20 protein-coding genes and 2 tRNA genes are annotated in these 22362 nt (G+C 37.3%); 9 read left to right on the forward strand and 13 right to left on the reverse strand.

Going from position 1 to position 22362, the window contains the following annotated elements:
* Positions 1–271 precede the first annotated feature (271 nt).
* Entirely contained in the window at positions 272–1936 is a 1665-nt protein-coding gene (locus tag TY21_RS09165) for an RNA polymerase sigma factor (RefSeq protein ID WP_042238503.1), read from the reverse strand.
* Positions 1937–2214: 278 nt separating this feature from the next.
* Here TY21_RS09165 and TY21_RS09170 point away from each other — a divergent pair, with 278 nt between their 5' ends.
* Positions 2215–3087 carry a competence protein CoiA gene (locus TY21_RS09170; protein ID WP_052354273.1) on the forward strand — a complete coding sequence of 291 codons (873 nt, stop codon included), beginning with the start codon at positions 2215–2217 and terminating at the stop codon, positions 3085–3087.
* A 65-nt stretch (positions 3088–3152) separates the two neighbouring features.
* Here the strand turns inward: TY21_RS09170 and rpsT are convergent, their stop codons facing one another.
* Positions 3153–3443, reverse strand: a complete 291-nt coding sequence (rpsT, locus tag TY21_RS09175) for a 30S ribosomal protein S20 (RefSeq protein WP_042238504.1) — start codon at positions 3441–3443, stop codon at positions 3153–3155.
* Between the two features lie 140 nt (positions 3444–3583).
* On the opposite strand from rpsT, the gene TY21_RS09180 reads away from it, so the two are divergent.
* The 4 genes from TY21_RS09180 (at position 3584) to rsmD (ending at position 7183) form a co-directional block, all read left to right on the forward strand.
* Positions 3584–4429, forward strand: a complete 846-nt coding sequence (locus TY21_RS09180; RefSeq protein WP_042238506.1) for an RluA family pseudouridine synthase — start codon at positions 3584–3586, stop codon at positions 4427–4429.
* Positions 4422–4865 (forward strand): hypothetical protein, encoded by a 444-nt coding sequence (locus TY21_RS09185; protein ID WP_130589672.1) that lies wholly within the window; start codon positions 4422–4424, stop codon positions 4863–4865. Before TY21_RS09180 ends, TY21_RS09185 begins: the two co-directional genes overlap by 8 nt.
* 419 nt (positions 4866–5284) lie before the next feature.
* Complete coding sequence (locus tag TY21_RS09190; protein WP_130589673.1) at positions 5285–6517, forward strand: hypothetical protein; 1233 nt, start codon at positions 5285–5287, stop codon at positions 6515–6517.
* A gap of 60 nt (positions 6518–6577) precedes the next feature.
* A complete protein-coding gene (gene rsmD, locus TY21_RS09195) occupies positions 6578–7183 on the forward strand; it encodes a 16S rRNA (guanine(966)-N(2))-methyltransferase RsmD (RefSeq protein WP_255501539.1) in 606 nt (201 codons plus the stop codon).
* A gap of 112 nt (positions 7184–7295) precedes the next feature.
* Here rsmD and TY21_RS09200 read toward each other — a convergent pair.
* Positions 7296–8122, reverse strand: a protein-coding gene (locus tag TY21_RS09200; RefSeq protein WP_232044359.1) for an IS5 family transposase whose coding sequence is annotated in 2 segments (ribosomal slippage) — positions 7296–7735 and positions 7735–8122 — 828 coding nt in all. Because the reading frame shifts where the segments join, the coding sequence is not laid out codon by codon here.
* Positions 8123–8321: 199 nt separating this feature from the next.
* On the opposite strand from TY21_RS09200, the gene TY21_RS09205 reads away from it, so the two are divergent.
* Complete coding sequence (locus TY21_RS09205; RefSeq protein WP_042239210.1) at positions 8322–9956, forward strand: CocE/NonD family hydrolase; 1635 nt, start codon at positions 8322–8324, stop codon at positions 9954–9956.
* A 68-nt stretch (positions 9957–10024) separates the two neighbouring features.
* On the opposite strand, the gene TY21_RS09210 is transcribed toward TY21_RS09205, so the two are convergent.
* The 10 genes from TY21_RS09210 to TY21_RS09255 form a co-directional block, all read right to left on the reverse strand.
* On the reverse strand, positions 10025–11098 hold the full coding sequence (locus tag TY21_RS09210) for a protein arginine kinase (protein WP_042239215.1): 1074 nt from the start codon (positions 11096–11098) through the stop codon (positions 10025–10027).
* Positions 11085–11645, reverse strand: coding sequence for a UvrB/UvrC motif-containing protein (locus TY21_RS09215; protein WP_042239219.1), 561 nt, complete (start codon positions 11643–11645; stop codon positions 11085–11087). The genes TY21_RS09210 and TY21_RS09215 overlap by 14 nt, the downstream gene beginning before the upstream one ends.
* 569 nt (positions 11646–12214) lie before the next feature.
* Positions 12215–12287 (reverse strand) — tRNA-Lys (locus TY21_RS09220).
* Between the two features lie 7 nt (positions 12288–12294).
* Positions 12295–12369 (reverse strand) — tRNA-Glu (locus tag TY21_RS09225).
* 101 nt (positions 12370–12470) lie between these two features.
* On the reverse strand, positions 12471–13022 hold the full coding sequence (gene frr / locus TY21_RS09230; RefSeq protein WP_039386483.1) for a ribosome recycling factor: 552 nt from the start codon (positions 13020–13022) through the stop codon (positions 12471–12473).
* A 50-nt stretch (positions 13023–13072) separates the two neighbouring features.
* Positions 13073–13795 carry a UMP kinase gene (pyrH, locus tag TY21_RS09235; RefSeq protein ID WP_042239303.1) on the reverse strand — a complete coding sequence of 241 codons (723 nt, stop codon included), beginning with the start codon at positions 13793–13795 and terminating at the stop codon, positions 13073–13075.
* A 273-nt stretch (positions 13796–14068) separates the two neighbouring features.
* Positions 14069–14542: a hypothetical protein gene (locus TY21_RS09240; RefSeq protein WP_042239223.1), complete on the reverse strand. Its 474-nt coding sequence runs from the start codon at positions 14540–14542 to the stop codon at positions 14069–14071.
* Between the two features lie 9 nt (positions 14543–14551).
* Positions 14552–15598, reverse strand: coding sequence for a M48 family metallopeptidase (locus TY21_RS09245; protein WP_042239226.1), 1047 nt, complete (start codon positions 15596–15598; stop codon positions 14552–14554).
* 221 nt (positions 15599–15819) lie between these two features.
* Positions 15820–16749, reverse strand: coding sequence for a DMT family transporter (locus TY21_RS09250; protein WP_042239229.1), 930 nt, complete (start codon positions 16747–16749; stop codon positions 15820–15822).
* A 132-nt stretch (positions 16750–16881) separates the two neighbouring features.
* Positions 16882–20121 carry a DUF1347 family protein gene (locus TY21_RS09255; RefSeq protein WP_042239232.1) on the reverse strand — a complete coding sequence of 1080 codons (3240 nt, stop codon included), beginning with the start codon at positions 20119–20121 and terminating at the stop codon, positions 16882–16884.
* 158 nt (positions 20122–20279) lie between these two features.
* On the opposite strand from TY21_RS09255, the gene TY21_RS09260 reads away from it, so the two are divergent.
* From TY21_RS09260 to TY21_RS11970, 3 genes are all read left to right on the forward strand, one after another.
* Positions 20280–20975: a response regulator gene (locus TY21_RS09260; protein ID WP_039386475.1), complete on the forward strand. Its 696-nt coding sequence runs from the start codon at positions 20280–20282 to the stop codon at positions 20973–20975.
* A 67-nt stretch (positions 20976–21042) separates the two neighbouring features.
* A complete protein-coding gene (locus tag TY21_RS09265; protein ID WP_130589674.1) occupies positions 21043–21288 on the forward strand; it encodes a hypothetical protein in 246 nt (81 codons plus the stop codon).
* Between the two features lie 307 nt (positions 21289–21595).
* The gene (locus TY21_RS11970; RefSeq protein WP_368668657.1) at positions 21596–21889 is read left to right on the forward strand and encodes a transposase; all 294 of its coding nucleotides are present in this window, start codon (positions 21596–21598) and stop codon (positions 21887–21889) included.
* Positions 21890–22362: the final 473 nt, after the last annotated feature.

Below are 22362 nucleotides of genomic sequence, written 5' to 3' on the forward strand. Positions count from 1 at the left end.
TTTGAATTGAACTATATCGCTTTACAAGGATCTTTTCAAGGCCCCTCTACTTTTTTAAAAATAAAGAGTAAATTTTATTTTTTAAATGTAAGGATAAGGAGTAAGTTCAGCCTATGGATTAATTTTTAGGGCTACGGGTGAAAAGAGTGTTAAGAAGCCTATTCTATTCCTCTCCTGCCTTTTATGATTGCGGTTTACTTTTTTGTTGAAGTGATAAAATAACTTTAGCTTTTTCGCTTATAGAAAAGCTGGAAGTTAAAAATCCCTCCCTCTATTCAACCTCTAGCAAATCTAAAAAGGCTTTTAACTGTTTAGAGCGGGTAGGATGGCGCATTTTCCTTAGGGCTTTGGCTTCAATTTGCCGAATACGTTCTCTAGTTACATTAAACTCTATTCCTACTTCTTCAAGCGTTTTAGGCTTACCATCTAATAATCCGAAACGTTGAATAAGAACTTTTCTTTCCCGATCCGTTAAGGTAGAGAGCACTTCATTCATCTTATCTTTCAAAATGGAGTATCCTGTGGCTTCTGCTGGTGAATCGGCAGCCGTATCTTCTAGGAAGTCTCCAAATTGGCTCTCTCCTCCATCACCTACTTCTGCTTGTAAAGAGATAGGATGCTGGGCAATCTTATAAATCTCACGCACACGCTCAGCAGTGATACCCAGCTCTACAGCAAGTTCTTCAGGATTGGGCTCTCTACCCGTTTCCATCATCAACTTTTTAGCGCCCCGTAAGACCTTGTTAATGGTTTCAATCATATGTACAGGTATGCGGATAGTCCTAGCTTGATCGGCGATAGCACGGGTAACAGCTTGGCGAATCCACCAAGTTGCATAGGTAGAAAATTTATAGCCACGTCGATACTCAAATTTTTCCACGGCTTTCATAAGGCCCATGTTACCTTCCTGAATCAAATCTAAAAAGGAAAGGCCTCTATTCGTATATTTTTTGGCGATAGAAATAACCAAACGTAAATTGGACTCGACCATTTCTCTTTTGGCTTCCTGACTTTTGTCCATCCAACGCTGCAGCATCCGTACGTCTTTTTTAAACTCTTCTAATGTCCTACCTGCGGCAATTTCACGTTTTTTAAGTTTTCGTTTGGCAGAGGCTAGCTTGGCAGCAGCAAATTTATTTCTTTCTGCCCGAGGAGTTAATTCTTGAATTTCTTTTTCTAATTGTAAAAAGCGGTCATAGGCTCTTAAGATAAGTTCGCCAAAGTCTTCAATAATGTTATGCCTAACATGAAAGCGACGTAAGTAAGCTTGAGTACGAATACGACATTTCTCTACTTCTTCTAATAGCGAGGGCTTATTCTCTTTATTTAGGTCAGGATCATCGATTTTTTTAAGAAGCTCTACTAGATGTTGCTCTTCCTGTTTGAGAAGAGCGCATAGTTTAGGTAAAAGATTAAGAAACTCTTGCTTATTAGGCACTTCTTTTTCTGCCACACACTTGTCAAAACGCTCTTTTCCTTGTAGCAAATATTGAGCAATTGCTATGGTCTCAGCAGTGGAGTAGCCAAAACGCATAATGATGCGTTCAATTTGGATTTGCGCTTTTTCGATTCGTTTGGAAATTTCAACTTCCTCTTCCCGGCTTAAAAGGGGAACAGAGCCCATTTCTTTTAAGTACATTCTTACGGGATCATCAGGAGTGCCTTCAGAACGTTTAGGAAGGCCTTCTAATTCTTTCGCTTCTTTCTTACGCTCCTTTTGGCGCTCAACTTCAGATTGATTAAGGATTTGGACGTCCATGCCACTTAAAAAGATCAACACTTGATCAATCTGCTCGGGCGAATCAAAAGACATGGGAAGAATATCGTTAATTTCCTCGTAGGTGATATACCCTTGCTCTTTAGCAATGGAAACGAGTTCATCCACTTTCTGTTGATGTTGGTGAGAAAAATTGCTTTTAAAGTTATCTTTATTCATGTTGCTTTTATGTAATGGTATTGACGAATTGCAAATTTTTTGTGTAATATGTGTTTAAAAGCCTTATTGAAAGGGTAGCTTTGTCGGCTCATAAAACGTTGAGAAAGTAATATTACAATCAATATTTCCTTAAAAAGGGTATAGGAATATTTAACTATTATATTGATTTTTGTCAATCTATACCATCTTTTTCTTTTAAATAATGTCCCAGGGAAAAATCAACTTCATACTTGGATAAATGCATTTTGTCAAAAGATTTTTAAGCGAGCGAAAAAGTTATGCACTTTTATGCCTTAGATGAAAAAGAAAATCTGGTGCCTGCTCATCAAGCAGATAAAAGTCTGCATTATTATTGTAGGGAGTGTCTAGGCCTCGTCAAATCGCGGGGAGGCCTTTTAAGACAGATGCACTTTTACCATCTAGAGCCCAATCGATCCTGTCGACAAAATGGCAAATCCCTTGTCCAATTACAGGTGCAGCATTATTTACAAAATTGCTTACCTGATTGTGAATTAGAGAAAGAATTTCCTCTTATCAATCGCATTGCAGATGTGTACTGGGAAAAAGAGGGCTTAATAATAGAAATTCAATGCTCCTCCATCTCTGCCCGTGAAATAGAGGAGCGCAATCAAGATTATGCTAGAATAGGTTATCAAGTTCTTTGGATATTACACGATCGCTTATTCAATCGCCATCGTTTAACAGCCGCTGAATATTTTCTACAAGACTCCTTACATTATTTTACCAATATCGATTCCGAAGGAGTAGGATATATTTATGACCAATGGGATAGAATAGAAAAAGGCAAGCGTGCGCTTACTCTAGGCTTTCGAAAAGTAAATTTTTTCTCTTACCACTCTCATCTTAAAGAATCCTTGGCTTTAGGTAGCTATCCACCTTGGATAAAAAAAAGGCTGGAATCATGGAGAGGATATTTTACAGGCGATTATTTGGACTATTTCTTAAACATGCAAGAATCAGAAAAAGCTGCTTTATTGTCAGCTCTTTCAGTAGATGAGCAATCAGGAATTATGCAAGTAGAAGAAAACCTCCAGCCAGGGGTAAAAAGAAAGTTAAAAAAATTAATCCGTCTAATTAGCTTTTCGTATCGCTTAGGATTAAATTTTATCCTTGAGAAATTAGCAAAATAATATTGCTGCGGAGCAATTGCCCTTTATCTTCTAAAATTTATCGTGCAAGTGCTTCGCAAAGGTGTTTATAAGGCTTTAGCCGCGCGAGCAGCAAAACGTGCTTTAGTGCGATTAGCTTTATTAACTTTATAGACGCCTTTTTTTACACCTTTATCCATTAGGCTGTAAATTTCACTTAAATGCTTATGATTTAATGCCGCATCTTTTTTGGAAAGATTTTCTTCTAGAGCACGTACCGCTGTTCTGACTTGCGATTTAAACACTCTATTAATCTGATTTCTTTTGATACTTTGAAGATCTCTTTTTAATGCCGACGAACGTTTTTCTTTTTTTTTCTCGCTAGGTGCTTGAGCCATTTTCCCTCTTAAATGTTTAATGACATAAATTTATATAAGAAGAAATTATAGGCATTACTGTATAATTCGTCAAAGCCAAACTGAAATGCTTGGTATTAAAAACATTTACCCTTAATAGCATTAAGCTCAAGAAGTATCGTATGAAACTTACCTTAGACCAAAATCTTTCATTGTTAGACGCCTTAACTCTTTTATCCCCAAATAGTTCTAAAACAACTCTACGCTCCTGGTTAAAAGAGGGACGGGTGTATGTCGATGAAAGTGTAGAAAAAGTCAGTAGCAAGCTGATTAAAAAAAATCAAACAATTACCGTAGGAGCAAGGCCAGATCCTTATATACAAGATTTACGGATATTATATGAAGATTCTCATTTAATAGTGATTGATAAGCCTTCGGGTTTATTAAGTGTGACTAGCGCTTTTGAAAAAGATAACACCGCGCATGCTCTTTTAAAAAAACATTTTCGTCCGCGTAAGGTCTATGTTGTTCATCGGTTGGATCAAGATACTTCTGGTGTGATGTTATTTGCTTTTTCAGAAAGGGCTTATGAAAAATTAAAAGCAATTTTTGCGGAACACCATATTGTAAGAGAATATATAGCTATTGTAGAAGGCCGTATGGAACAATCCCAAGGCAAATGGGAATCCTACCTTTATGAGGATGAAAATTATTTTGTACACTCTTCTTTAAATCCAGAGCGTGGTCGTTTAGCTATCACGCATTATCAGGTTATAGAAATGAGTAAGCACTATTCCTTAGTAAAATTTACTCTAGAAACAGGAAGAAAAAATCAAATTCGCGTTCAATGTAAAGCTGCAGGCCATCCTGTGCTAGGAGATCTTAAGTATGGTTCTTCGGTTACTCCTGTGCGCAGGCTATGCTTGCATGCTCAAGGGTTAGGATTTAATCATCCTATCAATGGCAAACATATGCAATTTAAATCTTCTCTTCCACAAGCTTTTAAAAAATATTTTAAAAATGCATAAAAATCTGTTGTGGCTTTCCTTTTTATCTTTAGCCGCAGGCGTGGTAGGTTGGTTTACTTTTCGAGCGCTTTATTTGACCTGTTTTTACCTAGCTTTTACGGCCTCTGCTCCTATAGAAAACATTCAATGGGCCATCGAGCCACTAAGCGAAGATCGTGTGGTAGTTAAAGCAGACTATCGCTTTACGGTGAATAATAAAGAATATTACGGAAAAACTTTATTTAAAAATGATGCTTATCGAAATCCCTGGGCAGCAGAAGAAGCTTTAAAAGCATATAAAGGCCGTAAGCAAAGGGTTTGGTATTCCCCTGTACATCCTCAATATTCTTCTTTAGATCAATCTTTCCCCTTTAAAGAAAACATTTATGCAATCATTTTATGGATTCTATTGCTTTATTTTTTTAGGATAGGATGGTATGTAGCCAAGCATACATGAGCGTTTACTACTGTAGCTAATATATTAGAAAAAGGTACTAATAAAAATTATTAGCCTACAACAAAAGATTTCAGGGGGCACTAGTTTTTTCCCTTCCCTCGTTATATAGAGAAACTTTTTAATAACCTTTCTCAGCCGCGGGCTTCTAATTTTTATAAGATTTAATTATAAGCTAGTTGATCGTGGCAGAACTCATAAAGGCCTTGCCTTGTAGCCAAGCGCTAATGCTAGCCTTTCTTCCTCTTGAGATTGGCTAAGAATAAATGTAAAAAGTTACTTCGGCATTAAATCTCTTCAAAAAATTTAAAGATTTATTTTATTTTGATTTTAAGGGAAATAATGTAAAAAATTAATGTTGAGGTTTAAACTTATTAATCCTTCTGGCAAGATATCTTCTTAATATTTAATAAATTGAATTTATGTATAAATCCTATAGCTCACGTTACACCATCTTACTGATCATTATTGCCTTCTACCTTTTGCCTATAATGCTTTTGAGTAGCTATGGGAGGCTGTATATGCCCGTGCAAAAAGGATGGAATTTACTGGCTTTTGGAATATTCTGTAGTAGTATAGGGCTTCTAGGGATTTTTTGGATGATGTGTCGTTTAAGCCATAAAGCCGAGCATGGTACAAGGGATAATCATTTATCTGCTGCAGAGGCTTCAGAGTTTTCCCCTAAGCAGTCCAATATTGTTGAGCTGGACATGACTCAAGCCAAAGCGCTAGAAGATCTTCAAGAACAGTATAATGAATTACATGAACATGTACTGGCTGTTCAGAAAGATTTAGAGGCAAAAACTAAAGAATTGCTGGAAAGAGAACAGAATAATCAGCATTTACAAGAAAAGCTTAGTGCTTCTGCAGCAGAGTATGAAATGAGCAAGCAGGCTTATGAATCCGCTTTAGACCAGCAAAAATTGCTTTTAGTCGATTCTCAAAAAACAATCACTGAGCAGCGCGAATGCATTGATAAAAAATTGCAGCAAATTGCTCAGCTAGAGATTAAAGTGTCGGATTTGACGTATGAAATTAAAACCTTGATTCAGTTAGCAGAAATTGAAAATCAAAGCATGCCTATTTACTCGAGTCTGCCTTTAGAGCAGGCAGGCTCTATCTATCCTCCTCTTTCTGACATATTTGAAGAAGAAATTTCCTGTCTTCCCGAAAAAAAAGTTCGAAATAGCATTCAAGCCAATATACAATTAAAACGCTGCATTGACATTGCCCAAAAAATTACAGGAGCAAGTCATTACTATAACACTTCTTCACGCTTTAAAGATTTGGCTGTCGATAATTATACTCTAGATTTAAGACGCCTCTTTGATAGTTTACGAGCAGAAAATGCCAGCGCAATTATTTTTTATTCTCAAAAAGAAAATAAAATTTTATTTGTTAATAATCAATGCAGGAGCCTGCTAGGCTGGAGTCCAGATAAATTTGTTCAGAGCTTTAATGAAATTGTAGAGCCGAGCAAAGATATTTGGAGGCAGGGTATTGCCAGTTTAGCTATTAAAAATGACAATCATATCAGCCTGAAGATGAAATCTAAAGCAGGAGCACAGGTAGAGGTTCATGCTCTATTAGGCATCATCCCTACTGGTATTTTTCGCTATCATGTGCTAGGCATCTTATACTCTTCCTTATCTTAAATAAAAAGGACAATAAATTTTCTCATAAGTAAAAAAATTTAGTTTTTTTGTCGAGGGAAAATTAATTTTTTAAAGTCATTTATGTTATATATCATTGCAGGTCGCTATAAAAACAGGAAAATTCAGTTTCCTAAACATACTCTCACTCGGCCCACCACCAATAAGCTACGGGGAGCTCTCTTTAATATTTGTCAAACTTATATAGAAGACGCTTCTTTTTTAGATCTTTTTTGTGGATCAGGGGCGATGGGGCTAGAAGCTATAAGCAGAGGGGCGGCTCAAGCAACCTTTGTAGATGAAGCTAAAGCAAGCCTCCAATGTGTGCGTGAGAATATACAATCTTTAGGGGTAGAAAAGCAAGTCCGCCCCTTATGGGGAGAGGCTAGGGCTGTGTTAAAAAAGCTAGCAAAGCAAGGAGAGCAGTTTGATATCATTTATATTGACCCTCCTTACGAAACTAAGGGTTTATCAGAAGAGATCATCAGCATGATAGATGAAAGTAACCTGTTAAAGGTTGAAGGAATGTTATTTATTGAAGAAAGCAAAGCACTGCTAATAGATAAAGAGAAATGGCTTACCTTGCAATTAGAAAGTGCGCGAAAGATGGGGTGTACCCAACTTATACAGTTTAAAAAGATTAGCTGTCCTCAATCCCCCCTGCTTTAAGAAAAGTTTTTTTTCTAGGATAAGGTAAAAAATAAATTTTACTTAACCACAGCTGGATCTACAGTTGAATTAGCTTTTTTCTTTTAGTTAGGCAATAGACCTCTTTCGAAACTCACGTATTTAATTCCCAGTTATAGATTGCTGCAATCAAGTTGAAGCGAAGTGCAAATCTTTTACGTCTATTTCTGTAGCGATCGGCTATAATTTTAAAGCGCTTAAGGAGGCCAATCACGTTTTCATTGGCAACTCTTTCTCTGGATAAACTTTGGTTTGTTCTTTTATCCTCTTGAGTTAAAGGCTTCTTCTTACTTTTTTTCTTGGGCATCTGGGTTTGGGCATGCAGCTTTGTTAATCCTTGATATCCTGAATCGGTTAACACTCTTATTTGTGGATTGATTTTAACCTGAGATTCTTTGAATAGCCTAAAATCATGCTTTTTGCCGTTGCCAAATGAGGTACAAATTACTTTTTTACTCTTCTTATCGACTACAACTTGGGTCTTTAGGGTATGTTTTTTCTTTTTCCCTGAATAATAGCGCTTTTGTTTTTTTTAGGGCGCTCAATAGGCGTTTCTGTAGCATCAACCAAAATAACCTCATATTCCGTATCGCTTTTCAAAAGCTCTTTACGTCCCGGTAAAGCAAAATCTGGATGCTTGATTAACGTATCTTCAATCCATTTCACCGCTTTATAAGCTGAGCTTTCACTGATTCCATAGCTTTGACTAATATGGAAATAGGTCCTATATTCTCGCATATATTCCAAGGTCATTAGCAGCATGTCTTCTAAACGTAGTTTATATTTACGCCCGCCTTTAATCTTCTTGGCCGCATCGGCTTGCTGTAAAATTTGCACCATCTTATCAAAGGTACCACGCTTTACTCCTGTCAATCTGCGAAATCGTTCATCATCTAATTTCTCTATCTTATCAAATTTCATGGTGCCTCCTTTAAATGTTGAGTTACCATTTTACTAAAATTTACATTTTATTCCAGTTTCGAAAGAGGTCTAATTTTGCTCTTTTTTGTTTCTTAAAATTGTTCCTTATCTCAATCAAAATAGCATCTACTCCACATATTTTTTGACTTTACTTCCCCTAAAATATTAAACTCATTCATTAACTCGAGGTAAAGAACGCATGCATTTAAAAATTTTGACAATTTTTTTTCTTTTAAGTACTTCATTATGTTGGGCCAAAGATAATTTTGTTGCCGATTTGACAGTTAAAATTCCCATGCGAGATGGTTATGAATTACCGGCAGATATTTATTTTCCCGCGGATGGAAGGGAAAAAAAAGCTCCTTGTATCTTATTAAGATGCCCGGCGGGTCGCAAAGCAATGCCTTGGGTGGGATATACCTCTCTCACCCATTTTGGCTATGTAGTAGTCATGCAGGATACCCGAAATGCTTTAGATATCAATGGGAAGACGGCTCCTTTTATTACCGATGGCTGGGGAGCTTTACAAGATGGGTATGATACAGTTGAGTGGTTAGCAAAAAGTCCTTATACGAATGGAAAGATTGGGACCTTAGGCTTTTCAGCCGTAGGCTGCACTCAACTGCTACTAGCACCTTCTGCACCTCCATCTCTTAAATGTCAGTATATTGGAATTGCTGCAGGTAGCTTATACCATCACGCCATTTTTCCAGGTGGACAGCTTCATAAAAATCAGGTAGAAGGATGGCTAGGATATTATTCTAAAGATACAGGGGTTTTAAGCTTTGTAAGCTCTCAGCCTTTTTATAATGCATTTTGGGAGGAGTTAGACTCAATCAAGGTGGCACAAAAAGTGAGAGTGCCAGGATTTTTATATGGAGGGTGGTATGACACCTTTTTGCAAGGGACCATCGATGCTTTCGTATCTCGGCAGAATCATGGAGGGAAAGGCGCTTTAGGAAAGCAGAAATTGTTGATAGGGCCGTGGACTCATTGGTGGCCTATATCCTCTAAGCTAGGTGATTTTCCTGTTCCTCCTCAAGGATTTTCTCCCTCTTATGATATGTCTCCTCAACGTTGGTTTGATTATCACCTTAAAGGCATAGAAAATGGTGTAGATCAATTGCCTCCCGTGACCTATTACGTGATGGGTCCTTTTGATGGCTCGCCTTCGAAAGGAAACGTATGGAAAACTGCTGAAAATTGGCCCATACCTGCTAAAAATAAAGCTTTTTATTTGGGGCAAAGCCATAAATTAATGACCGAGATAACAAAAGAAAAAAGGGTCGTCTATTCCTTTAATGCTGACCCTAAAAATCCTGTTCCTACAATAGGAGGGCGTAATCTCTTTCTAGACTGTGGCCCTAGAGATCAGCGAGCGATTGAAAGTCGTTCCGATGTACTGGTATTTACTACTGAACCCTTAGAAGAAGACCTGGAAGTCACTGGCCATTTATTAGCTAAATTATATGTAACTTCCAATGCTTCTGACACCGATTTCGTCGTACGTTTAAGTGATGTCTACCCGGATGGGCGTAGCATTTTAATTTCCGATGGAATCCATCGAACGGCCATTCAATCTCCTCAGCTAAAAAGATGGGCTTCTTGGCAAAAGCCTTATGAGATTGAGATTGATTTAGCTTCTACGAGTATGGTTTTTGCCAAAGGGCATTGTATAAGAGTCTCAATTTGCGGTTCAAATTTTCCTCGCTATGAGGTTAATCACAACGTGGGTTTATTAGAAATGGCTTCTGGTCGGTGTGCTATAGCCCGCAATAAAATCTATACCGGCCCGGCTTATCCTTCACGCCTTATTTTACCCCTAGTTGAATAATGTTTGCTTTATTTAATAAGGAAAAAAGCTTGCTAATTTATAATTAGCAAGCTAAACAAGCTTTATTTTTAAACTCTTAGATGCGCTTGAAGGAGAGCTTTATGGATAAACTCTGCTCTTTTATGGACAATTTCTTCTTGAGGGAGATGTGTTTTCTCATGAAATTCTGCTAGCAAATGGGATCTTCGACAATTAAAGAATAGTTGATTGATGGATTGGCGGGAGATGCCTTCTACCCAGCCCATTTCAATTCCTAATTTAAGGAGACTGATAGCGTTGAGGGCTTCAATAGCATCAATTTGATAAGAATGGGTCAAAATACCAAAGGCACGACTGATTTTATCCTTAATATAAGGATCGCTACTGGCTCGAATTTGATTTCTAGCAGTGTTTTCTTCGACAACCATTTTAGTGGCAAAGGCATTTAAATTAGAAATGATCGATTCCTCGGTAACGCCTAGGGTATAGTTATTTTGCACGACTAGCAAATCACCAATAATTTCTTTGGGAGAGCCTCGAAGGCCAAAGCAAGCAATGCTTTCCTCTTTATTTTTTTCTACTATTTCCTCCATTTTTCCCGTATGAACAAGAGCGGGAAGTTGAAGATAGATAGAAACAAGTAAAGCTGTGCCGCAGCTACCTATATCTGCAGTAAGAAAGCCATATTTAGCATTATAGGCAAAAGAAATGTTCTGGCCGATAGTGGTTTCAATTTTCAGAAGTTTATTCCAGGCTTTTTCTAGTTCGCCTTTACATTCGATAAGCTGCAAGTGGAGGTGATTGCGGATATTAAAAGAAGCTAAAAATTGCCCCGAAGCGTCAATGATAAAAGCTTCTCCTAAATGAGCCTGGATAAAATTATCATTAGACCAAAAATGTTCTCCTAGAAATTCTTTCTCAAAAGGTTCCATTTCTTCCGCCCGAATAAGAGTGGCTGTCTCGAGTAGATCTAAAGATAGAATTTCTTTGCTTAAAACTGAAACCACCTGCTTACGTCGCTCTGTACTAAGTTTGCCGGGGAAATTGAATTTCTCAAGATTTCGATGCAGATGAAGAATGGAAGCTAGCCAAATGTCATTATCATTGTTTTGCCAAAGCTTTTTCTGGTTAATAATAACATTAGATTTATTATTGTTGGCCATTACTTTTCTCCACATTTTCCTCTGTCAAAGCTCTAATTTGATCACGCAGCCATGCAGCCTGCTCATAATCTTCTCTCTTTATTGTCTCATTGAGGGCTTCGTTAAGAGCTAGTAGACGTAAAGAAGGGCTGATTTCTCTAACCTCACCGGGGCTGCGTCCTATATGAAGAGGAAAAATTTTTTTATTAGCTTTTACGCGAGGAGGAACTTTATCGAGAATGAGGAGTTCTTGTAAGATAATGTCATCAAAAACTTCGTAGCAATTGCTACATCCTAAAGAGGCTCCTACGCGTAATGCTTCTAAAGAGGTATTGCATTCCCCACAAGCCAGGCTTGTTTCCCCGACCATATGGCCCATTTCTTTTTCACTTGTTTGGCCATGGAGCTTACGTCGAAAGATAGGGCAGTCTGAGCACATGCTGGTTTGTGAGACAGTATTTCCGATGAGCTCCGTATACCAAATGGCCACAGGTTTTTTGCATTCTGTGCATTCAATGGGGCGTTCAGGAACTTGCTCTTCAAAAAATTCAAAGGCCTTTTTAACCATAATCGATCTTTTGATAGATGTTATATATTTACACCTACTATAGAAAATGTGAGCAAAAAAGTATAAATTTATTTTCGTAGGTAGAGTGTTTTTTTGCTTATTTGGTTTTGGCACCCATTAGAGGGCGTTTTTATCTATAGCCGACAGGATTCTAGTAGAGGCTTAAGCTTACCATTAGCTTGCAAAGAGCTTAAGGTTTTATCTCTTCATTTGTAAAAGTTAATTTTTAGTGAGTTTTTAAATGCTAAGAGCATAAACCTATTCTAATATCCTTTACAGTTAAGTTTGATCCATTTATAGGAGGGAGGGGCGCTTAATAACAAAAGGTAGGCAGATTAGGACTTTAATTAGATGCAAGTTAAATATAAACCATGAAAGATGGAAAAGCAGATGCTTTGTAAGCTTGAGAGGCCTATTTAAAGGATAAAGTATTTCTAAAGGCAAAAAATGAGGGATCTGATTTACGGGTAATTGGCTTGATAAATGCTTAACTTAAATTAGCAAGATTAAAAAGTTAAAATTACCTTAAAGCTTGAGATGAAGTGTAACATAGACATTGCTTAAAAGCTTGAGACTTGATGGACTCGAACCATCGACCCTCTCATTAAAAGTGAGATGCTCTACCGACTGAGCTAAAGTCTCGTGCAATTGACCCCAAGGGGATTCGAACCCCTGTTATCGGAATGAAAATCCGGTGTCCTAGGCCAGGCTAGACGATGGGGCCTGACTAGCACCTTATAAGATTGAGAAATCTATAAGGTATTTTTCTTCAAGTTTCCTTAAAGAGGCCTAATGTTACAGGATTTTGACTTTTATAAGCAATAACTAAATGGTGATAATTTCTTTTTCTTTTTTTTCTGCTAGCTCGTCAGCTTCTTTGCAAAACTTATCTGTCAACTCTTGGACATTTTTCTCATTCTTTTTCAGCCCATCTTCAGTAAGCTCACCAGCTGTCTTCTGTTTTTTGGCAGCTTCATTAAATTCTCGGCGTATATTACGAATACTAATTTTTGCTTCTTCTTTCTTTTTATGGCATTGCTTGACCATCTCTTTGCGCATATTTTCATCCATAGGAGGAATCTTAATGCGGATAGAATTAGCATCCACGATAGGCATAAAGCCTAGATTAGCTTTTTCAATGGATTTGCCAATTGCATTTGTTGTAGAAGGATCAAAAGGAGTAATTAAAAGCGTACGTGCTTCAGGGGCTGTCACATTAGCAACTTCTTTGATACGCATGCTAGAGCCATAAATTTCTACAAAAATGCTATCTAACATACCCGCATTGGCACGATTGGTGCGTATAGATTTTAAATCATTTTTCAAATGTTCAATCGCTACTAACATTTTAGATTTTGCTTGTTCAAGAATATTCATTATACAACTCCATTTTTCCTATGTTCAGACTGTCTCTTCATAGACTTTTCTTAACTAATTAATGTTCCATTTTCCGTTTTCGATAATATTTGTTTTAAAGATTCTTTTCCAAGAGCTTCCATGCTAAACACAAAAATAGGAAGCTGATTATTCATGCAAAGAGCGATGGAAGTTGTATCCATAACTTCTAGCTTTTCTGCAAGATATTGAGAGTAAGACAAAGTCATATATTTTTTTGCTTGAGGAAATTTTAAAGGGTCTTGAGTGTAGACACCCTTGACTTTGGTAGCCTTAAGCAAAACATCAGCTTGTATTTCGCAAGCACGTAGGGCAGCAGCGCTGTCCGTAGTGAAATAAGGATTACCGGTGCCACCTACGAAAAGGACGATATGGCCAGCAGCAAGGTAGTCGTTAGTGCGGTTCCAGTTATAGCTTTCGGCCACCTTAGGGCATTCAAGGGCGCTTATTAGCTTAGTTGTACAGCCAATAGAGGTTAAGGCTTGCTGTAGGGCTATACCATTCATGAGGGTAGCTAACATGCCCATTTGATCTGCAGCAGAGCGAGGGATTTTTGAGTCTTTTAATTGAAGACCTCGAAAAAGATTTCCTCCTCCAATGACCAAAGCTAATTCAAAACCTTCTTGCTTTATATTTTTTAGCGCGCTAGCTAACTGCTGCGTAGTAGGAAAATGGATGCCAAAAGGCTGCTCACCTAATAGGGTTTCTCCAGAAAGTTTTAACAAGATTCGCTTGGCGTTAGATAGATTTGTCATCACTCTTCTCATCTTACAAAAAAGGTATAGATTAAACAAAAAATACATTCTAGAAAACCTTAATTGCTACGTGCCTTTAAATAGGATTTAAGGTCAGCGCCATTAAAGCTGGCTTGCAACTTCCTGAGCAATGGATTGAAAATTTATTTCAAGGGATTTTAGGCAACTTAAGGCGCGACTTTCAAGCTGGGTTTAAAAGTAGGTGAGGAATGAAAAGGATAAAAAACTTAAAATATATTTAAGAAACAATTGAGGATTTTCTTATATAAGAAATTAAGATTGCTGCGAAGAAGTGGAAGAGTAGCTCTCATAGATTTTGATATGCATAATTTTCCAATCGCCTTCTTGATTAGCCAGATCAAATTCAAGGTAAAATTTTTGATTAGCTGGCGAGCCTTTTAACAAGATTTGGTAAGTAGCTTGATCTTTGGCTACATTAGTAAAGGAAACATTATTTCTAGTGAGTTGAATAGTTAAAACTTTTCCATAAAGGTCTTGGGTGAATAGCCGAAAATAGTTGAAAGAAGAGGCTTTTTGAAACTCCTTACTTGTACTTAGAAAATAAGCGTCATTAATATTTCTTTGTTGAATGCGTTCAAGAAAGATTTGTATAGCCTGGACTACAGCTAATTCTTCCTGCTCCGTGGGAGGCTGTAAAGATAAACGTTTTTCAAAAAAATCTATAACAGACTCTTCAGCAGCTAATGATAAAGATAGAGTGGTAAATAAAATAAATAAGTATTTCAATGGATGCTCTTAAGAAAAAGGTTTAAATAAGCCATAATTTTCCATTAGGCTTTCTGCCTTTTTATAATGCGTACGTTTTAATTCTTCATACACACGTAGTCCCTGCGCATTGAACCCTTGTTGGAAGTAAAGGAGGCCCAGTTTATAAAAAGTTTCTCGATCACCAGGGTTTAATTTTAAGATGGTTTCATATTCTTTAATTTCTTCTTTAGGCATTTGTAAATCCCGATAGCTATAAGCTAATTGCGCATGAACCCAGGGATCATTGGGCGCATAATCATTAAGGACCTTAAATTCTTCAATGGCTCGTTCGGCAATTGCACGGAATTTTTCTTCCATCTGAAAGGAATAGCGCTCTACAGGCATCCAACGTTCTTCATCATAGCCCTCTAACTTACGCGGATCTACGTAAAGCCCGGAAAGCATAACATAAGCATTGGCAAGCGAGGCATGGACTTCCAAGCTGGTCGGCTCACACTTGACAAGCTTGATATTCTCTTCTACAGAAGTTAACAAGAGAAGTTCTTTAAAGCGATGGACATCTTGCCAATGCCACCAGCAGCTAAATTTTTCTATAAAAGAATGTAAAGATTTTAGCCATTGAGGGAAGGAGTAGAAATTATACTCTTTGCCGTGAAGGTTATTAGCTAATTTGCAACATGCATTGGCTAAAGCAATATGATGCTCTGGGCAGCCTTCTTGATAATTCAAAAGGCTTTTGCAAGCAGCCAAATAACGTTGAATGATCTCTTTATGCTGCTCAGGCTTCTTAGTCTGGTAATAAACTTTCAAAATGAAATAAGAAAAAAAAGTAAGAAATACTCCAGCTAAACACATAGCCAGTAAAGCTGATTGTGTCAATAAGCTAAAAAAGGTAACCATTAAGATACATTCAATCCCACCTAATATTAAAAAAATTAAGTGTAAGATCACATAAGATCGCATCATACCCTCAAACTGAGGAATAATAGAAGCAATGATAGGGTTGATGTGGTCGTTATAAAAGAAGGTATTAGCTTGAAAGTAAGTTTCTCCTTCAATGCGGGAGGATGACATGGTAACACTCTTGATAAAGCTTCAGGAAGACCTTTTATAAGGTTTGCTCTAAATTTAAACAAGGCTTTTTATGTTAGCACCCCGTTTTTGTTAGCTGTGAGAGCCTTAATTCTATAATTCATTAGGTAATTTCAAGGAAATGATGAGCAATGCGATGGATAGTTTATGAAAAAAGTAATCAACTACAGAAAGGCAGTATAAACCCGGGAGATGCTTTTTCTTTAGCTAGTCGTTTGTTGGTCTACCCTAACGCTAGACTTTTTTAATTCTTCTTGATAGAAAAGACTTAAGCCTAGCAAATTAAGGGCCGAAGAAATGAAAAAAGCTAGGCCTAGCTCCTCTCCTAAGAGAGCCCACCCGAATAGAGCAGAAAACATTGAAGTGGAAAAGCCTGCAAAAGACATAAAAGTGGCAGAAAAACGTTTCATCAGCCAGCCATAAAGATTATAGCAGATAAGATTTGAAACAAGTAACAACCAAGCGGCACAAATAAAGAAGGGGACAAGGTTATTGAGATTAACAGGTACTGGCTTCCAATCTTCTACTAACATCGAATGAAAAAGGGTAATGATCCCACCTATCAGCATGCTCATTCCATTGGCAAATAAAGGCGAGTAAAGATTTTCATTAACGAGCTGACGTAAAAGAATCCATCCATAAACACTTGTGGTAGCTGCAATGATTACAGCTAACTCTGCCCAAGAAAACATAAAGAAATGGCCCGCTTTTTGCTCTGCAGATGTTTCACTGAGTAACATGGGAAGTATGCCTACAAATCCAATCATTAATCCTATCCATTTTTTTATCGACATTTTTTCTGTGAAAATAAAATAGGAAAATAAAGCAGATATAAAGGGAGAAAGGCTATAGATAAAACATGTTTTAAAAGAGGTTAAATATTTAAGACCCCAAAATTCGAGTACATTGGTAATATAAATGTTAAAGAAAGCCAGGCGTAAGATACGGCCAAAGCTGTGCCAGTTCATGGAGATGCGGGCGCCCTTGCGGTAAAATTCATAGGCTAAAAGAAGTATACCCGCCACTAGCATGCGCGATCCAATCAGAAAAAAAGGCTGTGCATATTCTAGAGCGACTTTGCCGACTGTGAAAACGCTAGCAAAAAGGGCAAAAAGTACAAATACAAAAAACATCAATGGATCTCTTTTAAATTATTTATAGGATATAGCAAAAAGCAAAAAGATTCAATTAAGAAGGAGCAAAAGCTTGCCGGGCACATTAATTTCCATCTTTAAATTTTTTTTGAGGGGATCGGTATAATTGATTTATGCCTTCTCACTCCATTCTATGGCGTGTAGGTTAAAACTTAAATGCGCTAATTTGAGTAGATAAAGGGGGTGAAGGGGTTGGAGCTTTAATGCTTTACTCCAGGCTTGAATGGCATCGCTGAGATGATTTTGTTCTTCTTCTATACAAGCCAGCGACCTCCATGCTTCTTCATCATGGGGAGTAATTTGTAAAATTTGCCTCAGATGATAAAGGGCAGAGCCAAAATCTTTCTCAGTTTTATTAATTATCGCTAGTTGCTTATAGGCTTCAACATAGTAAGGATTTAAATCAATTGCTTTTGAGAAAGCTTGTTTGGCACTTCGATTAAGTTTTAAATGAGTTAAAACTTGACCTTGAAGATACCAGGCTTCTGGAAGGTAAGAGTGCTTTTCATTAATTTTCTTAAGAATTTCGTGTGCTAATAGAAGTTTCTCAGATCTATTATCGCAGCTATCCGCTGAATAATTGAAACAAAAAACAAGCTCTTTAGCTGAAAGCAGCTGAAGGGAGATACTTTGAGGGTATAACTGTAGCTGATGTTCTAATAGCTGTGGTCTTTTATGGAAAGATCTATTTTCCTTAAGGTCTATGCCAAAATTTTGAGGAGTTGAAAATGAAGCAAGATGATCTATTTCAAAGTGCCTAAAATGTATAGAGGCAAGATCAGGTCTTCCTAGGAGGGTAAGCGCTTGGCCATATAATCGATGAACACTCAGATCCTGCCGACAATTTAAAGCAAATAGTTCTTTAAAAGAAGAAACGCTATCAGGATATAGACCAATTTCAAAATAAATTTGACCTAAAAGCAATAAAGCTTTTTCTCGTGGCGAGCCCTGAGCGTTTTGTAAGGCTTCATGTAAATCTTTAACAGATTCAGGGTAATTTTTTAATGTATAAGCAAGCTGGGCCCTTTCTAAAAGAAGATCAGGAAGGGGATTTTTAACTTCACGAAAATAACTTAAGGCTTGGGCTAAATCTTTTTCGACATACAGAAAATAGCGGGCAGCAAAATCGTAGGCATTAAAACTATACAAATGCTTTTTAAGGATATTATAAGCCGTAGAGCCCCTTTCTTCGAGAAAATTAAAGGGACTGTGCTTTAAAAAGGTAGCAAATATTTCTTCGGCTTGCTCTCTTTGATCTTGGGCAAGATAAGATTGGATAATCATTCCTTGAACGGCAGGAATTTGTTGCCTAGAAGGAGCCAGTTGAGAATACAAGTTAATTACTTGCAGCCAATCCTGCTTTTGAAAGGCGGCAATATAAAATCCTAAGAGGACTTCATCATGGAATCCATCATTTTTAGCCCTTTGAATTTGCGACAGCCAACCAATGCCTGGTTCGGGCTGAGATACTAGTAAATAGCCTAAACCTAGGCGCAGCTTATTATCATCAGATAAAGGCTGATGATCGGAGAGAAGTCTCAGAAAAGAGGCGCCTTCCTTCTCTCCCGTAATGAGCATAGAAACGGCCAGAGGCTCTAAGATAGAAAAATCTAGACTGTTTAAATGCTTAGCATGTTCGACCACCTCAAAATATTTCCCTTCTTGATAAGCTGCCAAAACAGCTATACGGCGAGCTGCTTGATTGCAAGGAGTAACTTTAAGCACTCCTAAAGCTTTATCGGCAGCTAAGGTAAACTGCTTTTTTTTGTACAAGTATTGTGCATCTGCTATTTGATTAGCAATTTCTGCTGCCTCCAGAACGGGCAGAGAATTAAAATTAAATTGTTGTACAGCTTGTTGAATAAAGGCAAACTGGTGAATATTATCTTGAAGAACTGCCTGTCGATATATTTTAATGACTGCACGTTCAATATCTTGCTGGAACTCTTTTAGCTCTTCTTCGAAGGGTAAGGAGGTGGCTAATTTTATAAGATTGATGGCTTTTTGAGGTTCATTTTTAAGCGACCAAAGACATTCGGCTTTTTGCAATAGCTGCCGAGCTAAAGTATAGCGCTGGAAAGCCCTTTTTTCTAAAGCCTGCCATAGGTCAAGATAGGAGTAAATTTCTTTAAAAATTTCAGGATTATCCTCAATCAATCTTAAGATTTTAGATGTTAAAGCATTGATGAGTGTTGGCAGGCATGAGGAATCAGAAGAGAGAAGCTTTTGGCTGAGAATCCAACCTTCTTTCCAGTAATGAAGGCGGCCTTTTTTTATCGCTTCTTGCATAGAGGCTGTTAATTGTGAGGCCAATAGCTGATTAAAATTACCTTCATGCAAATGGTCTGCTATTCCTTGGATAAATTGCGAAGCTTCCTCAATATTTCCTGTAAGGGTCATCTCAGTAAATCTTTGAGCAAATCGCTTACTTATTTCCTCTAATTGAGTAGAAGCCTGCATTTTTTCTAACGTCTGAAGATAAAGCGGTAAGTTTATAAATGTAGAGCCTTCAATTTCTTGCAAAAGCTGTTCTTTAAAGGAATGAGCGAGGGAGCTTTTTTCTTGTATGTAATAGACATTGTATTCGGGTAGCAATTGGAGATAGCCAGCAGCTTTTTGAAAAGCAAAAGGGCGTGCAGGTGGGAGCAATGTTTCGGCTTCTTTCCTGTAGCTTAAAGCTAATAGAAGGTTAGCATCATGCTTGGTAGCCGCTGAAGAGGTAAAAAGCATTTCTTTCAAAGCTTGGCGGGCTTCCTCCAATTGGCCTAGCTCAATTTGAGCGTATAAACAATCAAGCCTCACTTTATCTTCTGGAAGATGACGTTGAAAGCTTGCTTCCATCCACTTAGATAGCCAGGGTCTAGATTGGCTAGCTTGCCAATGGGTAAGGGCTTGAGGATAATCTTTAAGCAGATAAAAATAGTTGCCTTTAAAGAAAAGGAACCAAGGATGATCAGCATTAGTATACAAAAGGCATTGATCAAGCGCTTGTTGTAAGGTTTCAGTATCTTTTTGTAAAAAAGCATTCAAGGCTAGATTTAATGATAATTCGAAAGCGGTGTTGCTTCTTTTATTAGCCGGATGCTGCAGAGCCTCTAAAAAATAAGGTTGTGATTTTTCTACTCCTAATTTCTCACGGGTTATATACCCTTCATATAAATAAAAATCTGCTAATGAAATAGGATGATCGCCATGTAAGAGATGGTGGCGTGCTTCATCGTATTGTTGGCTAGCAAAATGCTCATAAGTTTGGTTAAGAGTGCTTCTTGAATCAAAAGCAAACCCTATAAAGAGAGCAATAAACAGCAAGCTAAAACAAAACGAAAGAGTAAAAATTTTAAAATAGGACATTAGAGTCAACCTTAAAAATCTTCTATACTAAACTTTGTAAAAAATTTTTTAATGAAAGAAAAAACCATTAAAAAAAGTATTTTAAAATTTGATGAAATAAAAATCCAGCCTATGTTAAAATAAATTATAAAAAGAATTTACCTTGAGAAAGGCGTATCATGCAAAAATCAAAAATTGTCCTGCTTGAAGATGAGGAAGATATAGCTGCATTGATTAAATTACAAGCAGATATTTCTGGATATAAATTGCATACAGAAACTGATGGTCTGAATGGATTAAGGGCCATTGAAAAAGAAAAACCGGATTTAGTTATTTTGGATATTATGCTTCCTGGCTTAAGTGGTCTAGATGTTTGCCGAAAAATGAAAACTCATCCCGAATTAAAAGATATCCCTGTCATCATGATTTCTGCAAAAAGTGAGGAATTAGATGTAGTGTTAGGGCTGGAATTAGGGGCCGATGATTATGTTGCGAAGCCTTTTTCTCCTAAAGTTTTATTTTCACGCGTTCGAGCTGTACTACGACGTGGCAAAGATCTCCCTGAAAAAGCTTTAAAAACTATTGCATTTGGTAATTTTACGATGGAAGTAGAGCGTTATCTAGTAAGAAAAAACGATAAATCTATATCTTTAACCCTGTCAGAGTTTGGGATTTTAAAGCGCTTGGTAACAAATATGGGTAAGGTTTTAACACGTAACCAATTGCTTGACGATATTCAAAATAGTGACGCTTTTGTGGTGGATAGAAATATTGATGTGCACATTGCTTCTCTTCGTAAAAAATTAGGCCCCAACTTTCAGTGGATTGAGACGGTCCGGGGAGTGGGCTATCGTTTCTTAGAAGAGGAAGAATAATAAATAGGACTGCTTTTCTATAGGCTAAGTGAAAAAATCACCGGCTAGATAGAATTCACAAAACCATGTGGAAGGACTAAAAGATAGAAGACCTAAAATAACTCGCAGAAAAAGAGCTTTAACGTTTAAGCAAGAAAAAGCATTTTTAGAGCGAGTAGAAAAAGGGACTAAATCTGAAGAGAACATCAATGTTTTCCATTTACGTGATTTGCAAGCTATATTAAAAAAAGAGTTTAGCAAAAACTTAACCGTTCCAGGAATTTGGGCAATTTTACGTCGCTGTCACTATGCCACCCTTGGCCCCCCCCCTTAAGCACTATAAAGCCAACTTAAGAGAACAAGAAGCCTTTAAAAAAATTCCAGAATTCATTACCACTTTAAACAAACAATTTCTTAAACAAAAGATCGAAGTTTGGCTTGAAGATGAAGCAAGGCTTTAGGCAACAAAGCACCTTTACTAGGAGATGGGCAAAGAAAGGAACTAAGCCAAAAGCTCTTAAGGCAGACAGAGTATAAAAAGTTCTAGGTAGCTACAGCTGTTTGCCCACGTTCAGGGAAGTCAGAAAGAATGATTCTTCCTTTCCTAAATAGCCAAGGGGTTAGAAATTCTTCTTAAGCAAATTAATCAATCATTACCAGCTTCTTTTCATGCCTTATTAATTTTAGACCGAGCCGGTTATCATATTAGCAAGTCAATTAAGTTTCCTCTTAATATTCACCTTTTCTTCTTGCCTCCTTATAGTCCTGAACTTAACCCGGTTGAAAACATGGGGCACTATTTGCGCAGCCATTATTGGTCCAATCGTATCTACAAGGGTTACAAAGAGCTAGAGAAGATGGCGATAGCTTCGTGGGAAAAGGTATGCCTAAACAAAAAAAGGATAAAAAGCTTATGTGTTGTATCGTATGCTTAATTGTAGAAAGTGTTAATTGAAAACGTATTATTCTGAAATGTGGCGAGAAATCACGGTGATACAAAAACAAAAGTAGGAATTAAGGGTAAGAGAGCAAAAGCTGGATGGGATCGAGACTCCATGATGGAAATGGTAAAGGGTAAATAAAATCTTCATGCAATTTCCCGGGCATAAGGCAGTATTTACGGCGGCGAGCTAAAATATTTTAGTATCTTTATCACCTAATGTTTAAAGGGGATGAAGAGGCTTGCTTTCAAAAAGCTTTAAGGATACAGAGAACTTCCCGGCCTATCAAGAGCCATTAACCTTTAAAGTTCTCTGCTAAAGCAGGGGTAAAGTCTTTAGCAATTCATTACATTCCTCTATTTTCAAGCTTTATGGCTAAGGCTCTATTTCTAGCATTTTCTTGTATGTTTTGCGTTTTTCCCTATATGATGCCCTAAAGAAAGATTAAAAAAATCATCAAATTTAAA

The sequence above is a fragment of the Neochlamydia sp. S13 genome, assembly GCF_000648235.2.
GTDB lineage: Bacteria > Chlamydiota > Chlamydiia > Chlamydiales > Parachlamydiaceae > Neochlamydia.